At 51.7% G+C, this 21075-nt stretch carries 20 protein-coding genes and 1 tRNA gene; 8 read left to right on the forward strand and 13 right to left on the reverse strand.

The genetic code is table 11. From position 1 onward, the window contains the following. Window positions 1–18: 18 nt before the first annotated feature. Window positions 19–807 carry a tRNA isopentenyl-2-thiomethyl-A-37 hydroxylase MiaE gene (miaE, locus tag IE054_RS16055; protein ID WP_189408117.1) on the reverse strand — a complete coding sequence of 263 codons (789 nt, stop codon included), beginning with the start codon at window positions 805–807 and terminating at the stop codon, window positions 19–21. A 77-nt stretch (window positions 808–884) separates the two neighbouring features. Between miaE and IE054_RS16060 the strand changes: the two genes are divergently transcribed. Beyond that, complete coding sequence (locus IE054_RS16060) at window positions 885–1502, forward strand: acyl carrier protein phosphodiesterase (protein WP_189408119.1); 618 nt, start codon at window positions 885–887, stop codon at window positions 1500–1502. 62 nt (window positions 1503–1564) lie between these two features. On the opposite strand, the gene IE054_RS16065 is transcribed toward IE054_RS16060, so the two are convergent. From IE054_RS16065 to IE054_RS16085, 5 genes are all read right to left on the reverse strand, one after another. After that, window positions 1565–2287 (reverse strand): hypothetical protein, encoded by a 723-nt coding sequence (locus tag IE054_RS16065; protein WP_189408120.1) that lies wholly within the window; start codon window positions 2285–2287, stop codon window positions 1565–1567. Between the two features lie 61 nt (window positions 2288–2348). Then, on the reverse strand, window positions 2349–4268 hold the full coding sequence (locus IE054_RS16070; RefSeq protein ID WP_189408121.1) for an alkaline phosphatase: 1920 nt from the start codon (window positions 4266–4268) through the stop codon (window positions 2349–2351). A gap of 11 nt (window positions 4269–4279) precedes the next feature. Beyond that, window positions 4280–5863, reverse strand: a complete 1584-nt coding sequence (locus IE054_RS16075; RefSeq protein ID WP_189408122.1) for an alkaline phosphatase — start codon at window positions 5861–5863, stop codon at window positions 4280–4282. A gap of 278 nt (window positions 5864–6141) precedes the next feature. Further along, window positions 6142–6873: a UDP-2,3-diacylglucosamine diphosphatase gene (locus IE054_RS16080; protein ID WP_189408123.1), complete on the reverse strand. Its 732-nt coding sequence runs from the start codon at window positions 6871–6873 to the stop codon at window positions 6142–6144. A 39-nt stretch (window positions 6874–6912) separates the two neighbouring features. Then, window positions 6913–7410: a peptidylprolyl isomerase gene (locus IE054_RS16085; protein ID WP_189408125.1), complete on the reverse strand. Its 498-nt coding sequence runs from the start codon at window positions 7408–7410 to the stop codon at window positions 6913–6915. A 169-nt stretch (window positions 7411–7579) separates the two neighbouring features. Between IE054_RS16085 and cysS the strand changes: the two genes are divergently transcribed. Then, window positions 7580–8956, forward strand: a complete 1377-nt coding sequence (gene cysS / locus IE054_RS16090) for a cysteine--tRNA ligase (protein WP_189408126.1) — start codon at window positions 7580–7582, stop codon at window positions 8954–8956. A gap of 101 nt (window positions 8957–9057) precedes the next feature. Then, complete coding sequence (locus IE054_RS16095) at window positions 9058–9915, forward strand: type 2 periplasmic-binding domain-containing protein (RefSeq protein ID WP_189408127.1); 858 nt, start codon at window positions 9058–9060, stop codon at window positions 9913–9915. Here the strand turns inward: IE054_RS16095 and IE054_RS16100 are convergent. The 3 genes from IE054_RS16100 to gloB form a co-directional block, all read right to left on the reverse strand. Continuing rightward, on the reverse strand, window positions 9912–10976 hold the full coding sequence (locus IE054_RS16100; RefSeq protein WP_189408128.1) for an ion transporter: 1065 nt from the start codon (window positions 10974–10976) through the stop codon (window positions 9912–9914). The two genes, IE054_RS16095 and IE054_RS16100, sit on opposite strands and share 4 nt — an antisense overlap. Window positions 10977–10983: 7 nt before the next feature. Next, the gene (locus tag IE054_RS16105) at window positions 10984–12660 is read right to left on the reverse strand and encodes a LysM peptidoglycan-binding domain-containing protein (protein ID WP_189408129.1); all 1677 of its coding nucleotides are present in this window, start codon (window positions 12658–12660) and stop codon (window positions 10984–10986) included. A gap of 66 nt (window positions 12661–12726) precedes the next feature. Continuing rightward, a complete protein-coding gene (gloB, locus tag IE054_RS16110; protein WP_189408131.1) occupies window positions 12727–13518 on the reverse strand; it encodes a hydroxyacylglutathione hydrolase in 792 nt (263 codons plus the stop codon). A gap of 87 nt (window positions 13519–13605) precedes the next feature. Between gloB and IE054_RS16115 the strand changes: the two genes are divergently transcribed. Beyond that, window positions 13606–14355: a class I SAM-dependent methyltransferase gene (locus IE054_RS16115; protein WP_189408132.1), complete on the forward strand. Its 750-nt coding sequence runs from the start codon at window positions 13606–13608 to the stop codon at window positions 14353–14355. A gap of 139 nt (window positions 14356–14494) precedes the next feature. On the opposite strand, the gene metG is transcribed toward IE054_RS16115, so the two are convergent. After that, window positions 14495–16558: a methionine--tRNA ligase gene (gene metG, locus IE054_RS16120; protein WP_189408134.1), complete on the reverse strand. Its 2064-nt coding sequence runs from the start codon at window positions 16556–16558 to the stop codon at window positions 14495–14497. 105 nt (window positions 16559–16663) lie between these two features. On the opposite strand from metG, the gene apbC reads away from it, so the two are divergent. From apbC to IE054_RS16140, 4 genes are all read left to right on the forward strand, one after another. Further along, entirely contained in the window at window positions 16664–17746 is a 1083-nt protein-coding gene (gene apbC, locus IE054_RS16125) for an iron-sulfur cluster carrier protein ApbC (protein ID WP_189408135.1), read from the forward strand. A 64-nt stretch (window positions 17747–17810) separates the two neighbouring features. Beyond that, window positions 17811–18413, forward strand: coding sequence for a dCTP deaminase (gene dcd, locus IE054_RS16130; protein WP_189408136.1), 603 nt, complete (start codon window positions 17811–17813; stop codon window positions 18411–18413). Window positions 18414–18536: 123 nt separating this feature from the next. Next, window positions 18537–19001, forward strand: coding sequence for a hypothetical protein (locus IE054_RS16135; protein WP_189408137.1), 465 nt, complete (start codon window positions 18537–18539; stop codon window positions 18999–19001). A gap of 91 nt (window positions 19002–19092) precedes the next feature. Next, a tRNA-Pro gene (locus IE054_RS16140) sits at window positions 19093–19169 on the forward strand. Between the two features lie 178 nt (window positions 19170–19347). Here IE054_RS16140 and IE054_RS17990 read toward each other — a convergent pair. From IE054_RS17990 to IE054_RS16155, 3 genes are all read right to left on the reverse strand, one after another. Further along, a complete protein-coding gene (locus IE054_RS17990) occupies window positions 19348–19866 on the reverse strand; it encodes a primase C-terminal domain-containing protein (protein ID WP_189408150.1) in 519 nt (172 codons plus the stop codon). 92 nt (window positions 19867–19958) lie between these two features. Continuing rightward, window positions 19959–20417: a replication initiation protein gene (locus tag IE054_RS16150; RefSeq protein WP_189408138.1), complete on the reverse strand. Its 459-nt coding sequence runs from the start codon at window positions 20415–20417 to the stop codon at window positions 19959–19961. Between the two features lie 75 nt (window positions 20418–20492). Continuing rightward, complete coding sequence (locus IE054_RS16155) at window positions 20493–20711, reverse strand: helix-turn-helix transcriptional regulator (protein WP_189408139.1); 219 nt, start codon at window positions 20709–20711, stop codon at window positions 20493–20495. Window positions 20712–21075 lie beyond the last annotated feature (364 nt).

Here is a 21075-nt window from a genome sequence, read left to right on the forward strand (position 1 = left end):
ATCTCGCTTGCAAGATCCCTAGGCGGCGCTATTGGCTGGCACCCCACTATGAAACTTAAAGTCAGTATCCGGTGAGCAAATAAGCTGCGCCTCTACTTCACCAAAGTGGTGGATGCGTGCGCTAATATCATGCCCGGCTATCTCTTCGGCCAGGGTCAGATAATCCTGGTAGTGCCGGGCCTCCGAGCGAAGCAGTGAAATGTAAAATTCGCCCAGCTTTTCATCCACATGCGGGGCCAGCGCGGCAAACCGTTCACAGGAGCGTGCTTCAATATACGCGCCACAAATCAGCTTATCGATAAGCTTTTCCGGCTCATAGGTACGCACATGGCGCAGCAGACCATTCGCATAGCGGCTTGAGGTGACCGACTTATACTTGATACCCAGTGAATGCATTATTTCCAGCACCTGAAAGAAATGATGCAGTTCTTCTTTTATCAGCATCACCATTTTGTCCAGCAGGCTTTTCTGAAACTCGGTCATACCGGAGGTGTCAAACAGCGACTTCGACAGGTTTTTGGTATGCAGTGCCCGCCAGTCGCCGGTATGACGGTAGGTGAAGTCTTCATAGGGTTTCAGCCAGTCGAGCAGGACAGCGCTGGTCTGCTCATCGGCAATGTAGCGGCGCAGCAAATACATAGCAGATTGTGCCGCTTTTAATTCGCAGATCAAATGGTCGGTCAGTACAACGGTCAGGTTTTCTGGTTTGCTTGCCTCACAGATCCACGCCTCAGGCGTTTCGCTGTGCAAAAAGCCCAGGACGGGCGCCAGCAGTGTGGCTATTTCTGATCGGTACTGTGTGCTCATGTGATAAACTCTGCCTGTACATCGCGGCCGCAATACTACCTCAGCGTATCGCACTGACTCAAGTCTGTAAGGAAACGATGAATTATCTCGCACACCTTTTTCTGGCGCGTCAGAGCCCAGACTCACAATTCGGAAACCTGTTAGGCGATTTCCGCCGTGGGGCGGATTTGTCTTTGTACTCCAAAGAGGTACTCCATGGCCTGGATAATCACTATCTGGTAGACCGGTTCACCGACTCTCACCCCGAGGTTAAAGCCGCCAAAGCCTGCTTTGAGTCATCCCGACGGCGTTTCGCGCCGGTGGCGCTGGATGTGCTGTTTGATCACTTTCTTATCAGGCACTGGCACACCTTCGCCGAAGACGACTTTGCCGACTTCCGGGCGCGCAGCTATCGCATGCTTGAAAGTAAACTCGACACCATGCCGACGCGCATGCAGCAGGTGGTAACGCGCATGACTGCGAATGACGGGCTTGCCGGTTACCGCGATTTATCGGGCGTGGCAGGGGCACTGCACTTTCTGGCGGGCAGAATACGCTTTGCCAATCAGTTTGAACACAGCATTCGTGACATTGAAACGCACTATGACACCCTGGAAAATGTGTTTCTGAGTTTCTTCCCGGATTTGCTGAGCCAAGTTATTACAGAGGACCGGGAGGCAGGCCGGTTTGCTTATCGCGGAGCGGCTGAAGGCTGACCAGCTAAACGCTCTGGTCCGTCAGCTTGCCTGGCGGCCCCCTTCGTTTTGACTGACGGTCGCTAATGACTGTGACTGCCAGACATGGCCTGACCATGACTGTCATAGAAGCCACTGGCGCCTGCCTCAATAAAGCCCTGGTTAACCATGTTGGTCAGAAACGGGTCTGTGTGATCGTCGCCGATATCAGCAAAGTCGGTACTTTTATACTGGGCTCGCTTGGTAAAGAAAGCCGCTGTGTTATCCGCATTATGATGCAGCGTCTCCAGTGACCAGTGGCTGCGAGTATTGGCGGTGCTGGCGGTAAAACTTTTTACCAGGTGCAGTGCCGGAAGCCATGACAATGTCAGCGTCCGGCCGTTTTCTTCAAGCTCAAAGCTCTGCACTGTCTGACAACCTGTGCCGGTTGTGTCGCGCAGGTGCATTCGAGAAAGCAGGGCATTGCTGACAAGCTGATAACGGTACGACCAGTCACTGTCCACTTTGCCATGAATACGCTCACCCGGCTGATACTCAATGGCCCGCTGGTGGGCATCAAAATAACGCATGGGCTTAAGCCACTGATGCTTCACATGGGTCCAGGCTTCGGTTACCTGTGTCTGCGGGTACTGATGTGCAACACGCTCACCGTTTCGCCACAATACAAGCTGTGACGTCCGGGGAGAGCTGTTAGCCTGGGAGGTAGTGACGCTGTAACTGGCGGTCAGGTGTCGGGCGTCTTTATCACACTGCAAATCAGATGCCGTTGAAATAAGCAGCGCAGTAAGAAAGAGGGAAGTCAGCATAATTGTCTCCAAAAGCAAAGGGAGCACCGTTAACGGTACTCCCAGGTGCTGCTAGCTGTAGTTACTCAAGGGCGTTGTCGGCGTGGTTTACCAAATCGCCTGCGTAATCCATCACATGGAAGATCACGCTTTGCTCATTGGTACCGTTGACCAGGAAAGCACCCGGCCCTTTGGCATAAATACCGACATCTTCACCAGAGTGGGTTTCCGAACTCATTGGAATGAGGGCTTCCTGGTGATAGCCCGGTGTTGTGGTGTCAACGTCGGTGATGTCTTTGCGTCCTGCATCAATGTCGAAGCCATAGCCTGCGTCTGAATTGGTTTCGCTGCCAAGGTCGCGGTAGCCCAGGCCGTTAGTGTACCCCAGTGTAGTGTAGGGCATGCCATCGGCGGCCATAGCAGGCTCACTGGCTCCCACGTTCACCACTTTGCCCAGAATAGGGTTGCCGCGTTTCGGGTAACCGGCAATAGTGAATACATGGCCGTGATCGGCTGTGACCATGATAAGCGTGTCTTCATCCGCCGTGAGATCATCGGCGATCTGTACTGCATCAGCAAAGGCCATTGTGTCTACCAGTGCGCCGTACGCGTTGCCCGCATGGTGGGCATGATCGATTCGGCCAGACTCGACCATCAGGAAAAAGCCCTTGTCGTTATTATCCAGCAAATTGATGGCTGCGCGGGTCATATCCGCCACAGAAGGTTCACCGGCGACATCATTCTCACGGTCGGCTTCGTATTGCATGTGCGACTCATTGAACAGTGCAAAGACACGCTCGGTGGTTTCAGTATCCAGACCGTCAAATCCTGCCTGGTCGAACAGGTAAACCCCGTTCTGATAAAGCTGCTGCCATTCGGCAGTGAGGTCGCGGCCATCACTACGATCGCCTTCAACAGCGCTCACTGCATCCGGGCTGTTAAAGGCGGCATCATTGGGCAGAAAATGCCGGCGTCCGCCCCCCATAACCACTTCAATGCCATCTACATCTATGCCGTCATACCGCGCTTCGAGATTAGCCTCAAAGTGTACGAGTTGATCGGCGATATCGGTGCAGTCGCCGTTTATCGCTGCTTCCGGCATATCTGAAATGTCTTCCCAGTTGCGATCGGCCGACTTTGCGTACGTGGCGGCTGGCGTAGCGTGGGTAATGCGGGCGGTAGAGATAATACCGGTAGACTTACCGGCAATTTCGGCAATTTCCAGTGCTGTGACCAGCTCGTTGCCACTGACGGTCGCACAGTTGCCGCGCTCAATATCTTCATCCACACCAATGACGCCGACATCGGTTTTCACACCACTCATCATGGCAGTCATGGTGCCGGCAGAGTCAGGTGTCTGGGCATCGACATTATAGGTTTTGGACAAACCGGAAAACGGGAAACGATCAAAGCTTAGCTGATGCTCTTCGCCGTCCATACCATTGAGCTGGCCTTCCATGATGCGTGCAGCCGTTACCGTCGAAATGCCCATACCGTCACCGACAAACAAAATCACGTTTTTTGCCTGACCGCGAACATTAGCCATCAGCGCCTGCATTTCCTGCTCTGAGCCTACCTGGTAATGATTCACTGACGCGCTGGTCATTGCCGCAGACGCGCCGGTGGCGTTCATCCACACCTGCTTATTATTTTCCACTTCCGCCTGAGCAGCGACAAACCATTCATTGTTTAAACTACTTAACAGCTCACTGTCGGCAACGTCTGTATTACCTGGCACACACACGTAGCTGGTGTCAGTGATTTCACTGTCATCCAGCGTACCGCTGGCATCGCTGTCCAGGCCTGAGTCAAAGCGTACGCCGCTGTTAGGGCAGTTGCTGTCGCCGACCGGCAAGTCGGTCTGGGTGGTCAGGCTGGTAAGACCGGCCGCGCCGTCCTGTCCGTCGGTGCCCGGCGCACCGTTTTCACCGTCGTCGCCTTCAAGACAGCCCGACAAACCGGCAACCGCAAGCGCAACAATACTTAATTTAAATAGGTTCATGATTTTCTTCCTTATTCTTCAATCAGGCCAAGCGCTTGGTTAATCACGTGAAATACAACATTCTGCTCAACCACACCCTGTACAATCTGGCTGCCCGGGCCAGTGGCGTGCAGCGAAATATCTTCGCCGGAATGGGTTTCGGAGCTCAGTGGGATCAGCGCCTCCTGGTGATAACCCATGGTGGTGGTATCGACATCGCTCAGATCCTGACGACCGGCGTTGATGCCTATGGCGTAGCTGGCATCAGAGTTGGTTTCATCCCCCAGATTGTGAAAGCCCAGACCGTTGGTGTAGCCCAGGGTGGTATAAGGCATGCCGTCGGCTGCAGATGCAGGCGTGTCAGCGCCAACATTTACCACCTTACCCAGAATCGGGTTACCGCGTTTCGGATAACCGGCGATGGTAAACACATGACCATGATCGGCGGTCACCAGAATCAGCGTGTCCTCCGGATTGGTATTTTCATAGGCTGCTTTAACGGCGGCTTCAAACGCCAGCGTGTCGTTGAGGGCGCCTGCCGCGTTTCCGGCATGATGGGCGTGATCGATGCGGCCCGATTCCACCATTAGAAAAAAGCCGTTATCGTTGTTATCCAGCACCCTGACGGCGGCCTCTGTCATTTCTGCCACCGACGGTTCACCCGCAACGTCGTTGGCGCGGTCAGCTTCGTACTGCATATGCGATTCATTGAACAGCCCAAACACACGCTCTACACTTTCGGTATCAAGCGCATCAAACCCCGCCTGATCAAACACATAGACACCGTTTTCGTACATTTGCTGCCATTCGTCCGTCAGGTTGCGCCCATCGGTGCGATCGCCTTCAATCTCGCTCACTGCATCCGGGCTGTTCGCCGCTGCGTCATTCGGCAGGAAGTGACGCCGGCCACCGCCCATCACCACGTCAATCCCATCCACATCGATGCCCAAGTAGCGCGCTTCCAGATACTGCTCGAAGTGAACCAGCTGATCGGCAATATCTTTACAACCTGCTGATACAGCGTCTTCGGGCATATCAGAGACATCTTCCCAATTGCGGTCGGCGGACTTGGCATAGGTGGCTGCCGGAGTGGCGTGAGTAATACGTGCAGTCGAAACAATGCCTGTGGACATCCCCTTGATTTCCGCCAGCTCCAGTGCCGTAATAACTTCATTGCCAGCAACCGAACTGCAGTTGCCACGCTCAATATCTTCATCAACACCAATAACACCCACATCCGTCTTCAGGCCGGACATCATGGCAGTCATGGTGCCCGCTGAGTCCGGTGTCTGCGCGTCTACATTGTAGGTTTTTACCAGTGCGGTATGCGGAAACTCTTCAAACACCAGATAACCTTCTTCACCCGGGTTGCCGGCCTGTTGTCCTTTATGAATGCGTGAGGCGGTCAGCGTGGAGACACCCATACCATCACCGACAAACAGGATCACGTTTTTCGCTTTAAAGCGGTTGTTAGTTTGGAGTTTTTGCATGAGCCTGGTTTGTGCATCGGTATACCAGTCGCTATCTGACTGTGCTTGGGGTAATACACTGGCGTGCAGGCCAAATGATACGGCAAGGGCTAAGCCACTTAATGCCGTTTTCCAGATCGGTTTCATGTTGATGTTCCTACTTGTATGCATTGCGAGTGTGGGTAAAAACTGCAACCCGGATAAATTAGCGTTCGGCTTGGTTTTGTATCAGGGGCATGAAGATTAATGGCGCGAGTCCGTCAAAGCGTTCGTCCCTGCCTGTGACGCCGATACCGGTTAAAAGAGTAGGACGCGTTGATGACGAATCATTGACAGATCTGTGAATGCCTCGTGGCATAAAAATGAAGCTGGGATGACAGAATTGTGACTAAACAGAAAGTGTCGGGTTGAGCTAGCCTGTTGAATCAGTTACTGGCGAAGGAGCGGGTTTGTAAGTCCACCTCATCCGGGCTTACCCGTAACACGCTGCCCTGATCATACCAGTCACCCAGCACGATGCGTTTAGCCGAAGACTGGTGAACGGTAAGCATGTGAATGTTGGGCCGGTGTGTGTGGCCATGAATGAGCTGGCGAACATTGTGCGCTTCCATAACCCGGACCACTTCCGACGGCGTGACATCCATAATTTCAGGGCGCAGGTTTTTCTGGTTCGATTTACTGGTCTGGCGGCCTTTGCGCGCAACGCGCCGACGGTACCACAGCGGCAGTGCCAGCATCAGGCGCGGCCACCACCAGCTACGCGATTTTTTTCTGAATTTCTGGTACGCCACATCGCGGGTGCACAGCTCATCGCCATGTGTGAGCAGCGTGGGCTCGCCATACAGGTCGATGACGGTCTGCGCGTCAAGCAGTTGCATACCGGCTTTGTGCAGCCAGCCCTGCCGGATCGCAAAATCGCGGTTGCCGTGCATAAAATACACAGGACAGTGGTTGCTCACGGCCTTAAATGCAGCCGCGATCGATTCACTGAAGGGGGTCACATCGTCGTCACCCAGCCACACCTCGAAGAGATCGCCCAGCACATACAGCGCATCTGCATGACTTGCCTCGTTTTCCAGAAACGAAAATAAGCAGGCAGTGATGTCGCTGCGATCGGCACTTAAGTGCAAATCAGCGATAAAATAGGTAAAGGCCATAAAAGGGAAGAAAGGGTGGTATTCACCACCCGGTCAGAACTAGTCGTTCAGTTCAGCTTTTTCGATGACGACCGGCTCAACAGGCACATCCTGATGGAAGCCGTGTGAACTGGTTTTGACGTTCTTGATGTTTTCAACTACGTCCATGCCTTCTACAACTTTGGCGAATACGCAATAGCCCCAGCCATTTACCGTTTCACTGGTGTGGTTAAGAAAGTCATTGTCATTAACGTTGATAAAGAACTGCGCAGTGGCGGAATGTGGGTCCTGGGTACGCGCCATGGCGACCGACCCTTTCTCATTACTCACCTTATTGTTCGCTTCGTTCTCAATCGGTGCTTTGGTGTCTTTTTGCTCCATTTCAGCGGTAAAGCCACCGCCCTGAACCATAAAGCCATCAATAATACGGTGAAAAACTGTGCCGTCGTAGAAGCCTTCTTTCACATAAGAGACAAAGTTCTCTACGGTTTTAGGCGCTTTGTCGGCAAGCAGTTCAAGTGTGATATCACCGTGGTTGGTTTTTAATGTTACTAACATGGATGTTTCCTGAAGTCATAGTGCTTTAAACAACCTTATCATGGTATCGCAAAAATCTGATCAGGGAAATGATCCATAGGCTACAGATGGCGGAGTGTTTAGGACTGTGACTGGTGCACGATGAATGCTAAACTTTGCGCCCCTAATAAGACTGACAGGAAATACACCCATGCTACATCTTTACAATACCCGTACCCGCGAAAAAGCGCGTTTCGTTCCGCTTCAGGAAGGAAAGGTCGGATTGTATGTGTGTGGTATTACGGTATATGACGTCAGCCACATGGGCCATGCCCGCACATACCTGAGCTTCGATGTGCTGGTGCGCTATCTTCGGCACTTAGGGTACGATGTCAACTATGTGCGCAACATTACCGATGTTGATGATAAAATCATCGAACGTGCCAAACAGAATGGCGAAAGTGTTGAGCAACTGACGGCACGGACCATAGCAATGATGCACGAAGATTTTGCGGCCATTAACCTGACCGAGCCGGATATTGAGCCGCGGGTTACCGGGCACATGCCGGAAATCATCGACATTATTCAGACCCTGATTGACAAACAGTATGCTTATCAGTCGACCAGTGGCGATGTGCTGTTTGATGTCAGTCGCTTTGAAGATTACGGCAACCTGAGTCGTCAGGACCTGGAGCAACTGAATGCCGGTGCCCGAGTCAGTGTGGCAGATGGTAAGACAGATCCGCTGGATTTTGTGCTGTGGAAATCAGCGAAACTCGATGAGCCAAGCTGGTCATCCCCGTGGGGAGAAGGGCGTCCTGGCTGGCACATAGAGTGCTCAGCCATGAACCACAAACACCTTGGCGCCCATTTTGATATTCACGGCGGTGGCTCTGATCTTATTTTCCCGCATCACGAAAACGAAGTGGCGCAATCCTGCTGCGCCTTTGATACCCCCTATGTAAATGTGTGGATGCATACAGGCATGGTCCAGGTTGATGATGAGAAGATGTCCAAATCGCTGGGCAATTTTTTCACGCTGCGCGATGTGCTTCAGGAGTATGACGCACAGACCCTGCGTTTCTTCCTAATGTCGGCCCACTACCGCAGCCAGTTAAGTTATACGCAGGACAATATCCTGCAGGCTAAGTCAGCGCTTGAGCGCTTATATACCGCATTGCGCGGCGTAGAGCCTGACACAGACACGCCGCTGGACTTCGGCGGCTATCAGGCCCGGTTTGAAACAGCAATGAACGACGATCTGAATGTGCCTGAAGCCTTGTCGGTGCTGTTCGATCTTGCCCGCGATCTGAACAAGGCGAAAGCCGATACCAACCAGGCAGCGAAACTGGCCAGTGTGCTGAAACGCCTTGGTGGTGTGCTGGGGCTGCTGCAGTCTGAACCTGATGAGTACCTGCAGGGTGGTGACACTGATGAGGTCAGTACCATCGAGGCGCTGATTAAAAAGCGTAATGATGCCAGGGCGGAAAAAGACTGGGCGGCTGCCGATGCGGCGCGTGACGCGCTCACTGACATGGGCGTGGTGCTGGAAGACGGACCGCAGGGAACGACCTGGCGCAAAGCTTAAGGCTTTCCGCGGTATCACAATCGGGGCAGGTCTCGACAACCTGTCCAGAGCGTGATACTTATCACTCTACAATGTCTTAATTGTCGAATTGTAGTCAGGCTATGCGTGTAATTGCAGTTGCTATTTCAGCATTGATCGTGGGGTTGTCGGCATTGTGTGTTAATGCCACAACGCTCATTCGGGTTGGCACCTATCAGGATCATACTCAGGCAATTAAGTCGTTTCTCGGCCAGAATGGTTGTGAGTCACTGGCCACCGCAAGCGTGGGTGAAAACCAGATCTTGGCCGAGTACCTTATTTTCTGTAACGCACTGAAGCAGTCTGATGGCGACTATGACATTCAGCTTTATTCCTACCCGCTGAACGCCCGTATACTGGATGATATTGAATCGGGCTTTCTGGATGCATCGGTAATCGGTATCTGGCAAAACGAGCTGCACAGTCACGATTATGTTGCATCAGCGCCGTTGTTACGCCGCAACGAGTTTGTTAAAGGCCTGTACACGACCAAAGAACAGTTGTCGGTACTGAGCCGTCGTGCGTCACTGCATGGTAGCGTAGTGCTGGTAAATTCAAACTGGTATCACGACTGGGCTATGCTGAACTGCAGTTCGTTAAAGCCTGTTCATGTCGATAAGTATGAAAACATGTTTCGCATGTTAAGTGCCCAGCGGGGGGACGTGATCCCGCTGACCTTCAGCAACAAGCCAGACATGGAGCGAAACCAGTTTGGTATTCCACTGTTCCCGGTACCAGGGTTTAAACTGGCTTTTGATGACACAACCCATTATGCCATCAGTACCAAAACGGACAGCGCTCAGGCATTGCGTCGCGATATTAACGCAGGGCTGGCGGTGCTGCGTGAAAAAGGGCTGATTGAAGCGCTTTATACGCGGCTGGGGATAATTGATAGTGCAGTGTCAGACTGGCAGCAAATTGGTGTGTGTGACAACGGCTAGTCCCCTCTGGGGTTGTCTGATGCCGGACTGTAAGACGGCTCATCCGGCACCGGAATGGTTTGTTCTTTTTCCATCAGCTCAGACTTCCAGCGCTGCTGTGCCACGTGGGATTTAACCAGCTCCAGACACTCATTCACCACCAGTAGTACTTCTTTATCCAGCTCGTCCGCCGTAGGGGTATATTCATGCAGACCGGCCGTGACAAAGTTATCAATACTGTCAGCATCTAAATCAGAAAGCAGATTGATCAGCGAGGTGGTCACAATGTCAGTGACAGAATCCTCGAGGGTCTTTTCAATGGTTTTGCCAATTACCGGAAAGTAATTCAGCGTTGAGATCTGCGGATTCTGACGTACGGCCTTGCCGACACTCTGGCGCACATGCTTACGGATTGATTCGCCGTAATTGTCATCGCTGATAGACTGACCCAGGTGGTTGAGTACGCCCGCCAGCCACTCGGTGAGAATAGGGCGGCGCGGGGCCAGCACATTCTGGCTGATATCATCAATCAGTGGTGAGCCGGCAGAAATGTCTTTTTGTGCATCACTTAACACTTTAACCACAATCCGGTCACTGAGCTCTTCCACAAACACATCATAATAAAACCGGAAAAAGCGAAACACGCCAGTGTCATTCAAGTCGATAATATTGAATTTATGCAGGCGATGCAGGATAGAAAAAATCCGCAGGAAGCGGAAAATTCGGGTGGCACCGAGTGGGATCAGGCCAACAATGTCATACCAGTGCAGAAACGGGAAAAAATACCAGCGCAGATGCTCTTTGCGCACCACAGAGACTATCCAGCGAAAACAAAATTCGACAAAGAATATGGCGATAAACACCAGATCAACGAACAGAAAATTACGGTGGATAGGATCGTACGCGTTAACAAAGCCGGGAAAGTAGGTGGCAAGCTGCGCGAAGATAAATTCAGTGGCATACAGGCTGTCGAAGATAAGCCAGGCGAGGTTCAGCAGCAGTATGCCCAGCATCACCAGATCAAGGATTAACCAGGGGGTTTCATGACTCTTTCGAAGATTTTCCCGGTTAATCCTTAGCATACGCGTTTTATCCTACGTTTTTTAAGCGTGTGACATCTACAACGAGTTTGAGTTTCTGACCCGGCTGCAGGTAGCGCTTTGCCGAAATATCGTTCCATTTGGCAATGTCGCTGATCCTGACATTAAACTTACTGGCGATGCGTGACAGAGAATCACCGCGGCGCACCGTATAGGTCAGGGTTTTCATAATGCTGTCAGGGCGCTGACCTTCACTGAGTTTATTCAGCCAGATAGCCAGCTCCTGACCCGGCCGCAACATGTCCGTCGGGGCCATGCCATTCCATTTAGCCAGATCGCGGGTACTCACCTTGTATTTTCTGGCCAGTTCCCACAAGGTATCGCCAGACTTTACCTCATGCGTGAGTTTATGTTCGCCACGCTTCACATTTTGCATCGATGCCAGACGCTGATCCTGTGATAACGAGTACTGATCCAGTTCCTTAAGCGCCACCGGCACCATCACATGATCGCCAATACGGATCACGTTAGAGTCAAGTTCGTTGACCCGCTTAATAATATCGGCGGTGGTGTGATACTGATAAGCCAGCTTTAGCAGGCTGTCACCGGGTTTTACTTTATGCCTTATCCAGTTTAGGCGCTCATTGCGATCAATCCCGTCAAGCGCCTTGCTGAATGTCTCTGCTTTATCAATCGGCAACACCAGACGATGCGGGCCGTCCGGGTCTGTTGCCCAGCGGTTAAAGCCAGGATTTAAAGCATGCAGCGCCTCTAATGGCATCTCTGCCAGTTCGGCAGCAAACGCTAAATCGACCTGAGAGCCAATGTCCACCACGGCGATGACTTCATTATTGTCTACAGAGGGCCAGGCGAAGGCGTACTCATCACGGTTTTTCAGAATATCGGCCAGCGCCAGCAGTTTTGGCACGTACGCGCGGGTCTCGCGAGGCAGATCCAGCGACCAGAAGTCAGTGGGTTTGCCGGCTTTTTCATTGGCGCGAATTGCTCTTGCTACACGACCTTCACCACTGTTATAGGCTGCCAGTGCATGCAGCCAGTTGCCGTCAAACATTTCAACTAAGTAGGTCAGGTAGTCTACGGCACCCTGCGTTGAGGCAATCACATCACGACGGCCGTCGTACCACCAGGTTTGCTGAATACCAAAGCGTTTGGCGGTACCGGGAATAAATTGCCACATGCCGGCTGCGCGGCCGTGGGAATAAGCGAAGGGATCAAAGGCGCTTTCAACGATGGGTAACAGGGCCAGCTCCATTGGCATATTATTATGCTCCAGCTCGCCCACAATGTAGTGTAAAAACGGCTTAGCCCGCTTTACCACGCGTGCCATGTATTCAGGGTGTTTCAGGTACCAGTCGCGCTGTACGTTAACCCGTCTGTTATCCGGTACCGTAAACTCGAATCCGTTGGCGATATACTGCCAGACATCAGTCACTTCAACCGGCTCTGATACCGGCTGCGTCTCGGTTTTTTCAGGCTTCTCCAGTTCGATGTCAACGGCCACTTCTTCGATGGGGTGCATGACCTCAATTACCCCTTCTTTGGCAACGCCGCAGTCCTCACCGTCGTTAACTTCGGTGTGGGCCACTTCGCAGGTCTGCTTATCGGCCTTAACAGGCTCGGTAGACACAGTGTCATCCGTGGACTGACAGCCAGATAGCATGGCTGCCGCTACTATCATAGCAAGTGACGTAAGAGACGACTTCATGGTAAACAGACCTCGTTTAACTAAACCACAAAGCGGTCATTGTACGGCGTATCAGGGCTAATTGCATCAAAACTCATCTTTCCAGCGCCGTAACCCGGCAAAGGTGGCGGTGTCATCTGCCGGGCTGTCGCCCGTGTACTGCGCTACCGCTGCCTGTACATTGTCGGTGTGACAGCGCAAAAACGGGTTCACCGCTTTTTCTTTGGCAATGGTGCTCGGCAGTGTGATTTTATCAGCCTCACGCTGCGCGCTGACCCAGTCAGCATAGTTGTTCAGATCTGCATTTTCGGGATCGACCGCCAGTGAAAACGTCACATTGGCCTGAGTGTACTCGTGCGTGCAGTACACTAGGGTGTCGTCGGGCAGGCGTTTAAGCTTATTCAGTGAGTGTGCCATTTGCTCTGGCGAGCCTTCAAATAACCGACCACAGCCGCAGGAGAACAGCGTATCACCACAAAACACCAGACCATGGCCGTAAAAGGCGATATGATCCAGCGTGTGGCCGGGCGTTTCTATAATACTGAATGCCATATCAAAGATAGGCAGACGCAGGGTATCGCCCTGGGCAACACTTTTAGTAATGCCACGAATATGGTTGCCGCGCGGCCCTATCACTGGCACCGACGGATTGGCAGACACCAGACGGGTAATGCCACCGGTATGATCGTGGTGGTGATGGGTAATTAAAACAGCGGCCAGACTGAGGCCCTGCTTGCGCAGAAACGTCAGCACCGGCTCAGCATCACCGGGATCAACGACAATGGCATGGCTGTCATTGTGCATGCACCAGATGTAGTTATCAGTAAATGCCGGTATGGCGATAATGCGGATTGTGTCGGGGAGGGCATCCATGGTCATGTTGCACCCGCTTGTATAAGAGTGATAATTCGATACTATAAAAACTTGTAATGTTTTAAACAACCAAATGGATCAACTGATTAGCAAATGAGATCCGCATTTCAGAAACGGCCACCCCAGTATCCCGTGTCCTGGTCACAGTTTGATGAGGGCGAGCGAATTCGCCTCGCCATCGAAGGGGTGTGTAATGACTTTGCCCCGCGCATTTTTGGTTATCACTTCTTACGGCTGGGTGAGCTGAGCAGTGAGGTGGCATTACCCGGCTCGCCCATACGCCATATCTTTAATCAGACACAGCAGCCACATGAACACTCTTCGGTGGTGTCTCAGTCGCACTGCCTGCCGTATTCTGAAAACAGTATTGATGGTGTACTGCTGGCTAACGAGCTGGATTTTGCGCAGGATCCCCATCAGGTACTGCGTGAAGTAGACAGGGTAATTACGCAAAACGGCTATGTGATCATCAGCGGCTTTAACCCGTTTAGTGTGACCGGGCTGGTAAGCTGGCTGCCTGTAAAACGCAAAAAAGTGCTGTACGAAGCCCGCTTTTTTACGGCCGGGCGTATCAAAGACTGGCTGCAACTACTGGGCTTTGAAATTATCGAGCAGCAGCATGTGCTGTTTTCCATGTTGCAGTTTAAGCCGCCCATGGAGGCCAGCCGAATGCAAAACCTGATGCAGCGCTATCTGCCACGTAGTGGCTCGGTGTATGTGATTCTGGCGCGTAAGCGCGTTATACCGATGAGCACCATTCGTCCGCGTATGAAGTTAAAGCCGCAGTTTTCACCACTCGGTGCCAGCATGCGGGTGCAGGCTGAAGGACGGACAAAAAAATAGAGCGGTGTGCGTTGTTGTCATCGCAGTGGCATGGCAACGCATTGCATCACAAACAGGCCGTAAATCCATCCCTGGAGGGGCTGCCGCAGCTCCCTGCTGCGGAAGGTTTGTTATGCAACACGTTGCCATTCTTACATTATTACTTAACCCGCATACCGGGTTTGGCGCCTTCGTGTGGCTCCATAATATACAGCTCATCGCCGCCGGGACCGGCCGCAAGCACCATACCTTCCGACAGACCAAAGCGCATCTTGCGCGGGGCCAGATTCGCCACCATCACCGTATGCTTGCCAATTAGCGCTTCCGGTGAGTAGGCCGACTTAATGCCAGCAAAGACCTGACGGGTTTCGCCACCTAAATCCAGCTCCAGTCGCAGCAGTTTATCGGCTTTTTCCACATGTTCGGCATGGGCGATTTTGGCGATGCGTAAATCGACCTTGGCAAACTCATCAAAGCTGATGGTATCGCTGATGGGATCCTGACCCAGCGGGCTGTTGGGATCGACCGCTGGCTCGGGGGCTGCCAGACTTTCTTTGGATGCGTCAATCATGGCGTCGATTTTCTCCATTTCTACCCGCTGCATCATGGGCTTGAATTTGTTGATGGCATGGCCGGTCAGTACCGTATCCAGGGAGGCCCAGGTCAGTTCGTCGTTAAGAAAGGCTTCGGCTTTGCCTGCCAGCACCGGCAGTACCGGTTTTAAGTATACAACCAGTAAGCGGAACAGGTTAATGCCCAGCGAGCAGACATCATGGGTAAAGGCCTCTTTGCCTTCTTCTTTAATGGTGACCCAGGGCGCGTTGGCATCAATAAACTGATTCGCGCGGTCAGCCAGCGCCATAATTTCACGGATGGCCTGATGGTATTTGCGCTTCTCATACAACCCGGCAATACGTGGCGCGGCATTCTGAAAGTCGCGCACCAGCTCAGGCTCCAGAACATTGTCTGAGAGGGTGCCGTCAAAGCGCTTAGTGATAAAGCCTGCGCAGCGGCTGGCAATATTCACCACCTTACCCACCAGATCGGAATTCACTTTCTGAGCAAAGTCGGTGAAGTTTAAGTCAATGTCGCTCACCCCGTCGCCCAGCTTTGCAGCGAAGTAGTAGCGAAGGTACTCAGGGTTTAGGTAATCCAGGTAAGTGCGGCCTTTAATAAAGGTACCGCGCGACTTGGACATTTTGGCTCCATTCACGGTTACAAAACCGTGGATATTCACGCCAGTGGGCTTGCGGTAACCGGCGCCTTCCAGCATGGCGGGCCAGAACAGGCAGTGGAAGTAAGTAATGTCCTTGCCGATAAAGTGGTAAAGCTCGGTCTCGGAACCTTCTTTCCAGAAGCTGTCGAAATCAATGTTGTGCTCGTTGCAGTAATGCTGAAAGCTGGCCATGTAACCAACCGGCGCGTCCACCCACACGTAGAAAAACTTATTCGTTGTGCCTGGGATCTCAAAGCCAAAGTATGGCGAGTCACGACTGATGTCCCACTGTTGCAGACCTTCCTCAAACCACTCTTCCAGTTTGTTGGCCATTTCTTCCTGCAGAGCACCAGAGCGGATCCAGCTTTTCAGCATGCCTTCAAATTTTGGCAGGTCGAAAAAGAAATGCTCCGATTCTTTCAGCACTGGTGTCGCGCCGGATACCACACTACGCGGGTTAACCACTTCAGTGGGCGCATAGGTGGCACCACATACGTCACAACTGTCGCCGTTCTGATCTTCCGCGCCACAGCTAGGGCAGGTACCTTTGACAAAGCGGTCTGGCAAAAACATCTCTTTTTGCGGATCAAACAACTGATTAATGGTGTGTTTGCTGATGTAACCAGCGTTATCCAGACGGTGGTAGATTTCTTCGCACAACGCCTTGTTTTCAGGCGAATGAGTCACATAGTAGTTGTCGTACTCAACATGAAAATCCAGCAGATCCTGATGATGTTCAGCACGGGTCCGGGCTACCATTTCCTCAGGCGTAATATTCAGTTCCTGGGCTTTAAGCATCACCGGCGTACCGTGTGCATCATCGGCACACACGCTGTAGCATTCGTTGCCGCGCAGGCGCTGGAAACGTGTCCAGATATCTGTCTGGATATGCTCGAGTAAATGACCAAGGTGAATAGAGCCATTGGCGTAAGGCAGGGCACTGGTTACCAGAATTCGGCGATCGCCGTCTGGGGCAGTGGCTGACCGATTGCTACTGTTTTCTGACATAATGAGGTTATTGGTAATTAAGCGTTTAGAAATGGCTGCAAATACTAGCCGAAATGCGCGCCGTTTGCATTACGTAATTGCTTATTGCACCCAAAAAGGAGCCCTATGTTTTTTTCGCGCAAATCGAATAAACTCCGCGCCCAGCTAAGCCGGCTGACTGCCGAGTATTTCAGCCTTAAGCACAGTGTGACCGAGCCATGGTGTGGCGAGCGCGAAGACGGCCTGACACTGCTTTTGCCATTTTGCTGCCAGACCCAGCATCCGGCGTTACTTAGCTACCTTCGGGATAACTGGGAGGGCGATGATGTGCCTCCCATCACCATAGAGCACCAGATCCCCTCTTATGAAGCGCAGGCTGAGCCTGTGACCAATGTGCGCAATATTATTGCGGTGGCGTCTGGCAAAGGCGGGGTAGGCAAGTCTTCTACCGCGATTAACCTGGCCTTTGCACTGCAGCAGGAAGGGGCATCGGTGGGTATTCTGGATGCCGATATCTACGGGCCGTCTATTCCCATTATGCTGGGCAATAAAGACGCGCACCCGTCAAGCTCTGACAACAAGCACATGCAGCCCCTTGACGCCTGGGGCATGGTGGCCAACTCCATAGGCTATCTGGTGCCGGAAGAGGATGCCGCCGTGTGGCGAGGACCAATGGCGAGCCGCGCGGTAAAGCAGATTTTGGATGAAACCCTGTGGCCGGTGCTGGATTACCTGATTGTGGATATGCCACCGGGAACCGGCGATATTCAGCTGACCATGGCCCAGCAGGTGCCGCTGACCGGGGCAGTAGTGGTCTCGACGCCACAGGATCTGGCGCTGGCCGATGCCAGAAAGGGCATCAGTATGTTTGAAAAGGTCAATGTGCCGGTGCTGGGCCTGATTGAGAACATGAGCTACTTTCAGTGCAATGCCTGTGGCGAAAAGAGTTATATCTTTTCTCACGGCGGCGGCGAGTCACTGGCAGAGCGCCACGGCCTGCCACTGCTTGGGGCCTTTCCGCTGGATATGAAAATTCGTGAGCATGCCGATGCCGGGTCGCCGCTGCTTATTGCCGAGCCGGAAGATGCTTTGAGCGAGACGTACCGCAGCGCAGCGCGGGCACTGTCGCTGAATCTGGCGTTAAGTGCCAGCGTGCGCGATGGGCAGGGCCACATTCGCGGCAACCCAATTGGCATTCAGCAGCGCTGAGCTATTGATTGGACTGGTGTGCAACCGCATAATAGCGGGCCACTGAGAAGAAGGAAGCCGTACCATGCGTTTGTGTGACCGCGACATTTATGAATATCTGCAAACCGGCAAAATTGCGATTACGCCGATGCCAGATTACAAACAAATCAGCGGTGTGACCGTGGATATCCGGCTGGGCAACAAATTCCGGGTGTTTGAAGATCATCAGGCCCCGTACATCGACTTAAGCGGGCCGAAAGCGCAGGTAGAAGAAGCCCTGAACTCGGTAATGAGCGATGAAATTATTCTGCCAGAGCACAAAGCCTTCTTCTTACACCCCGGCGAGCTGGCACTGGCCATTACCCATGAATCCGTCACCCTGCCGGACAATATTGTCGGCTGGCTGGACGGGCGCTCATCACTGGCCCGCCTGGAGCTGATGGTGCACGTTACTGCACACCGTATTGATCCGGGCTGGTCCGGCAACATCGTGCTGGAGTTTTACAACAGCGGCAAACTGCCACTGGCCCTAAAGCCCATGATGAAAATTGGCGCATTGAGTTTTGAAGTGCTCTCCAGCCCCGCTGAAAAGCCCTATATGGCGCGCAGCGATGCTAAATATAAGGGGCAGGCCGGAGCCGATGCCAGCCGTATTAATCAGGACAGTCAGGACGGCGCCGAAAGCTAATAGTTCCCGCCTTATAGCCAGTATCGTTATTTTTTCTGTTTAGTACATTGAAGGTGTGAGTGCCGCTTGTGTTTAACAAGCAGCGCATTCACGCTTTTTTAACGTATTATCAGAGAAAGGATAATGATTAGGCTATGCCACCCTGTTATATATGCGGTGCTGGCGGGGGCGCTGACGTGCCTGACCGGCTGGCTGCTGGCGTTACTGATATATTTAATCGTGCCTGAAGCCATTGAGGGGGATGATCCCTGGCAGGGCGATCCTTTCATACCCTGGCATGTTGCACTGCTTGTGCTGGTGTTGCCACTTTTTGAGAACGCAGTGCTTGTCGGTGTGATGAAAATGCTTAAAAACGTCATTCACTCCGCCAGGTGGTTGTGTTTTTGCTGTGCCTTCATTGCGGCGACACTTCACAGCATGCAGGCACCAGCGTGGTTTTTTCCGGCCTTTTTTTCCTTTGCTGTACTCTCAGCCTCCTATCTTCTCTGGCGCAGGCAGGGGAGCATCCGTGCATTTTTCGTGATATGGCTTATTCATGGTGCAAACAATCTGTTTGCGATCACGCCGTATTATCTGTTTGAAACCTAAAGCTGGTTAGCAAACCAGCAGTTGAGCCGCAGTCGGTGAAGAATGGATTGCATTGCCTCAAAATTTGAGTAAACTTAGCGGCTCTTTCGGTCGGTGTGTAGCGCAGCCTGGTAGCGCACTGTCATGGGGTGTCAGGGGTCGGAGGTTCAAATCCTCTCACACCGACCATTCTATATCCTGAGTATTCAGAAAGTTACAAATATCATCCCCAATATATGTAGCAAATAAATTTCTGAAAATTTAAGCCATGTAGCATATATGTAGCTTGGTTTACTCATCGTTGCTTAGCTTATTTTCCAGACTGATTACCCCCCCCTTAACCCTAATACCCTGAAGATCAGCATACTTAACATTTGAGTAGATCTTTGTGCCTTGCCACAGTCTGGCGTGCTAATCCTGATTGTTTCGCTATGTTGACCTGAGTGGGCCTATCACCGAGTTGTCTAAGGTCGGAAATTGCTGTCTTTATTTTGAGTCGGGTTTTCTCATTGCGAGTGCGGTGGGTGTAACGAGCTCCTTCTTGCTGCGCAAGCTTTATAGTTAAGTTGGAGAACGGTAAGTTCCAAAGGCCTGTTATCCCTCTATTATGATTTGGGTAATATTTATCCCAGGTCCAGCGCGATACACTCTTAGTGATTGATGAGAGCTCATTTGGCTTTAACGGATGAGACTTACTTAAATCTTTATTCGAAAAGTCATTAAGGTAGTCTGCTAACTGATAAATATGTTTATGCCATTCATTGTAGCTCCAATGTTGTCTTGCATAGGCAACACGGCGATAAGCCTCAAAACGTAATTCATGAAATAAAGTGCAGTTTCTAGAGTCAGGGACCTCATTCCAGTCGAAGTCACCCCGGACACGTATCTCAGGTGTGTCGAATGCATCATTGAGTTCATTTAAACTATACTCGTGTGTATGCCAAAAACTTGTTCTCCAATAAGAGTGAAGAGATTTTTTTAGAGTGGGCCCGTGTAATCACGATCTGCTCCCAATGTGATTCTCATTTTTCTTCTTACATCATTCACAAAACCGATAGGGGCACGGTTTGCTGCCCTGGTAGTTGGAACATTTTGAATGGCGTAGAAAAGATGTGCTGAGTACTCTTTCTCATCTTTCTTTAAAATTTCTGGTACCGGCTTACTGACAATAATATTCGGAGGGGGGAGCAATTTTTCTTGCCACTCAAGGGGATGAACATCATCGAGATCAAAGATTAACCAACAGACATTTCCTGGAGGATTAACTTGTACATGAAGGTAGGTTAGCGCTGTATCTCTAAAGCGACGTCGACTCTTTTTCTTCTCTTCACTAGCCGAAGAAGATTGAGGCGGCGTCGTACGTTTAAGTCGCTCTGTAAGAATGGTTTGGGCACAAGAAGGCGCAGCCAGAACTGGCTGAATCATTTCAGATGTCATAAAATACCTATGTTGAATTTAAGTTCAACACGGCAGGCAGAGAGTTTGGTCGCTTATGCCTGCCGTATTTTCAGGCTAAGCAACTTCGCCATAGGTGCGAAGCCAGGTTTCCAGCGCCGACTCTTCGTAGAGTATCCTCCCGCCAATTTTGATCGCTTCAGGCGCTAGCTTGTTTGCTAGGTTTTTATCGCCTAACAGCATGGCGGATTTTCGTTTGGTTCGTAAATTATAGAGATGTTGCCGTGTACAATTTAAGTACTCCGCGGCTTGCTTCGTAGTGATGAATGTGGACATGAGCCCTCCAACCGTAATTGCTAAGTTCTATTAAACATTTCGTTGAAGACTGACCTGTGCCAGGCCCGTCTTCATCCTCACTTCGTTTAATAGGCAGCCGGTTAAAGCGCCTGTTTTGACACTGATAATGTAAGTTAAAAGTAGGCTGGAGTAAAGTCGTTACGCTTGTGGCTAGTTTCCAAGCTAGTGTGACCAGCTGTTTGGGCAAGGTAAAACAGGTAGGTAGTGTTCCACCAGTGGGTATTCATGGCGGTTCTCTTTGCTTAATAATGATCCCAATAAAGTGCGTTTAGAAACCCCCTACTGAAGTAGAGGCATCATGAGCAATTGTCCTCTCTTTTTTGGGGCCTTCGGCGCCCGCTAT

This window comes from Alteromonas halophila, from assembly GCF_014651815.1.
Classification (GTDB): domain Bacteria; phylum Pseudomonadota; class Gammaproteobacteria; order Enterobacterales; family Alteromonadaceae; genus Alteromonas; species Alteromonas halophila.

Bases quoted from the DNA above. Each gene is read 5' to 3' on its own strand.
- miaE (WP_189408117.1), bottom strand. From the start codon at position 807: ATGAGCACACAGTACCGATCAGAAATAGCCACACTGCTGGCGCCCGTC.
- IE054_RS16060 (WP_189408119.1), top strand. From the start codon at position 885: ATGAATTATCTCGCACACCTTTTTCTGGCGCGTCAGAGCCCAGACTCA.
- IE054_RS16065 (WP_189408120.1), bottom strand. From the start codon at position 2,287: ATGCTGACTTCCCTCTTTCTTACTGCGCTGCTTATTTCAACGGCATCT.
- IE054_RS16070 (WP_189408121.1), bottom strand. From the start codon at position 4,268: ATGAACCTATTTAAATTAAGTATTGTTGCGCTTGCGGTTGCCGGTTTG.
- IE054_RS16075 (WP_189408122.1), bottom strand. From the start codon at position 5,863: ATGAAACCGATCTGGAAAACGGCATTAAGTGGCTTAGCCCTTGCCGTA.
- IE054_RS16080 (WP_189408123.1), bottom strand. From the start codon at position 6,873: ATGGCCTTTACCTATTTTATCGCTGATTTGCACTTAAGTGCCGATCGC.
- IE054_RS16085 (WP_189408125.1), bottom strand. From the start codon at position 7,410: ATGTTAGTAACATTAAAAACCAACCACGGTGATATCACACTTGAACTG.
- cysS (WP_189408126.1), top strand. From the start codon at position 7,580: ATGCTACATCTTTACAATACCCGTACCCGCGAAAAAGCGCGTTTCGTT.
- IE054_RS16095 (WP_189408127.1), top strand. From the start codon at position 9,058: ATGCGTGTAATTGCAGTTGCTATTTCAGCATTGATCGTGGGGTTGTCG.
- IE054_RS16100 (WP_189408128.1), bottom strand. From the start codon at position 10,976: ATGCTAAGGATTAACCGGGAAAATCTTCGAAAGAGTCATGAAACCCCC.
- IE054_RS16105 (WP_189408129.1), bottom strand. From the start codon at position 12,660: ATGAAGTCGTCTCTTACGTCACTTGCTATGATAGTAGCGGCAGCCATG.
- gloB (WP_189408131.1), bottom strand. From the start codon at position 13,518: ATGACCATGGATGCCCTCCCCGACACAATCCGCATTATCGCCATACCG.
- IE054_RS16115 (WP_189408132.1), top strand. From the start codon at position 13,606: ATGAGATCCGCATTTCAGAAACGGCCACCCCAGTATCCCGTGTCCTGG.
- metG (WP_189408134.1), bottom strand. From the start codon at position 16,558: ATGTCAGAAAACAGTAGCAATCGGTCAGCCACTGCCCCAGACGGCGAT.
- apbC (WP_189408135.1), top strand. From the start codon at position 16,664: ATGTTTTTTTCGCGCAAATCGAATAAACTCCGCGCCCAGCTAAGCCGG.
- dcd (WP_189408136.1), top strand. From the start codon at position 17,811: ATGCGTTTGTGTGACCGCGACATTTATGAATATCTGCAAACCGGCAAA.
- IE054_RS16135 (WP_189408137.1), top strand. From the start codon at position 18,537: ATGATTAGGCTATGCCACCCTGTTATATATGCGGTGCTGGCGGGGGCG.
- IE054_RS16150 (WP_189408138.1), bottom strand. From the start codon at position 20,417: ATGACATCTGAAATGATTCAGCCAGTTCTGGCTGCGCCTTCTTGTGCC.
- IE054_RS16155 (WP_189408139.1), bottom strand. From the start codon at position 20,711: ATGTCCACATTCATCACTACGAAGCAAGCCGCGGAGTACTTAAATTGT.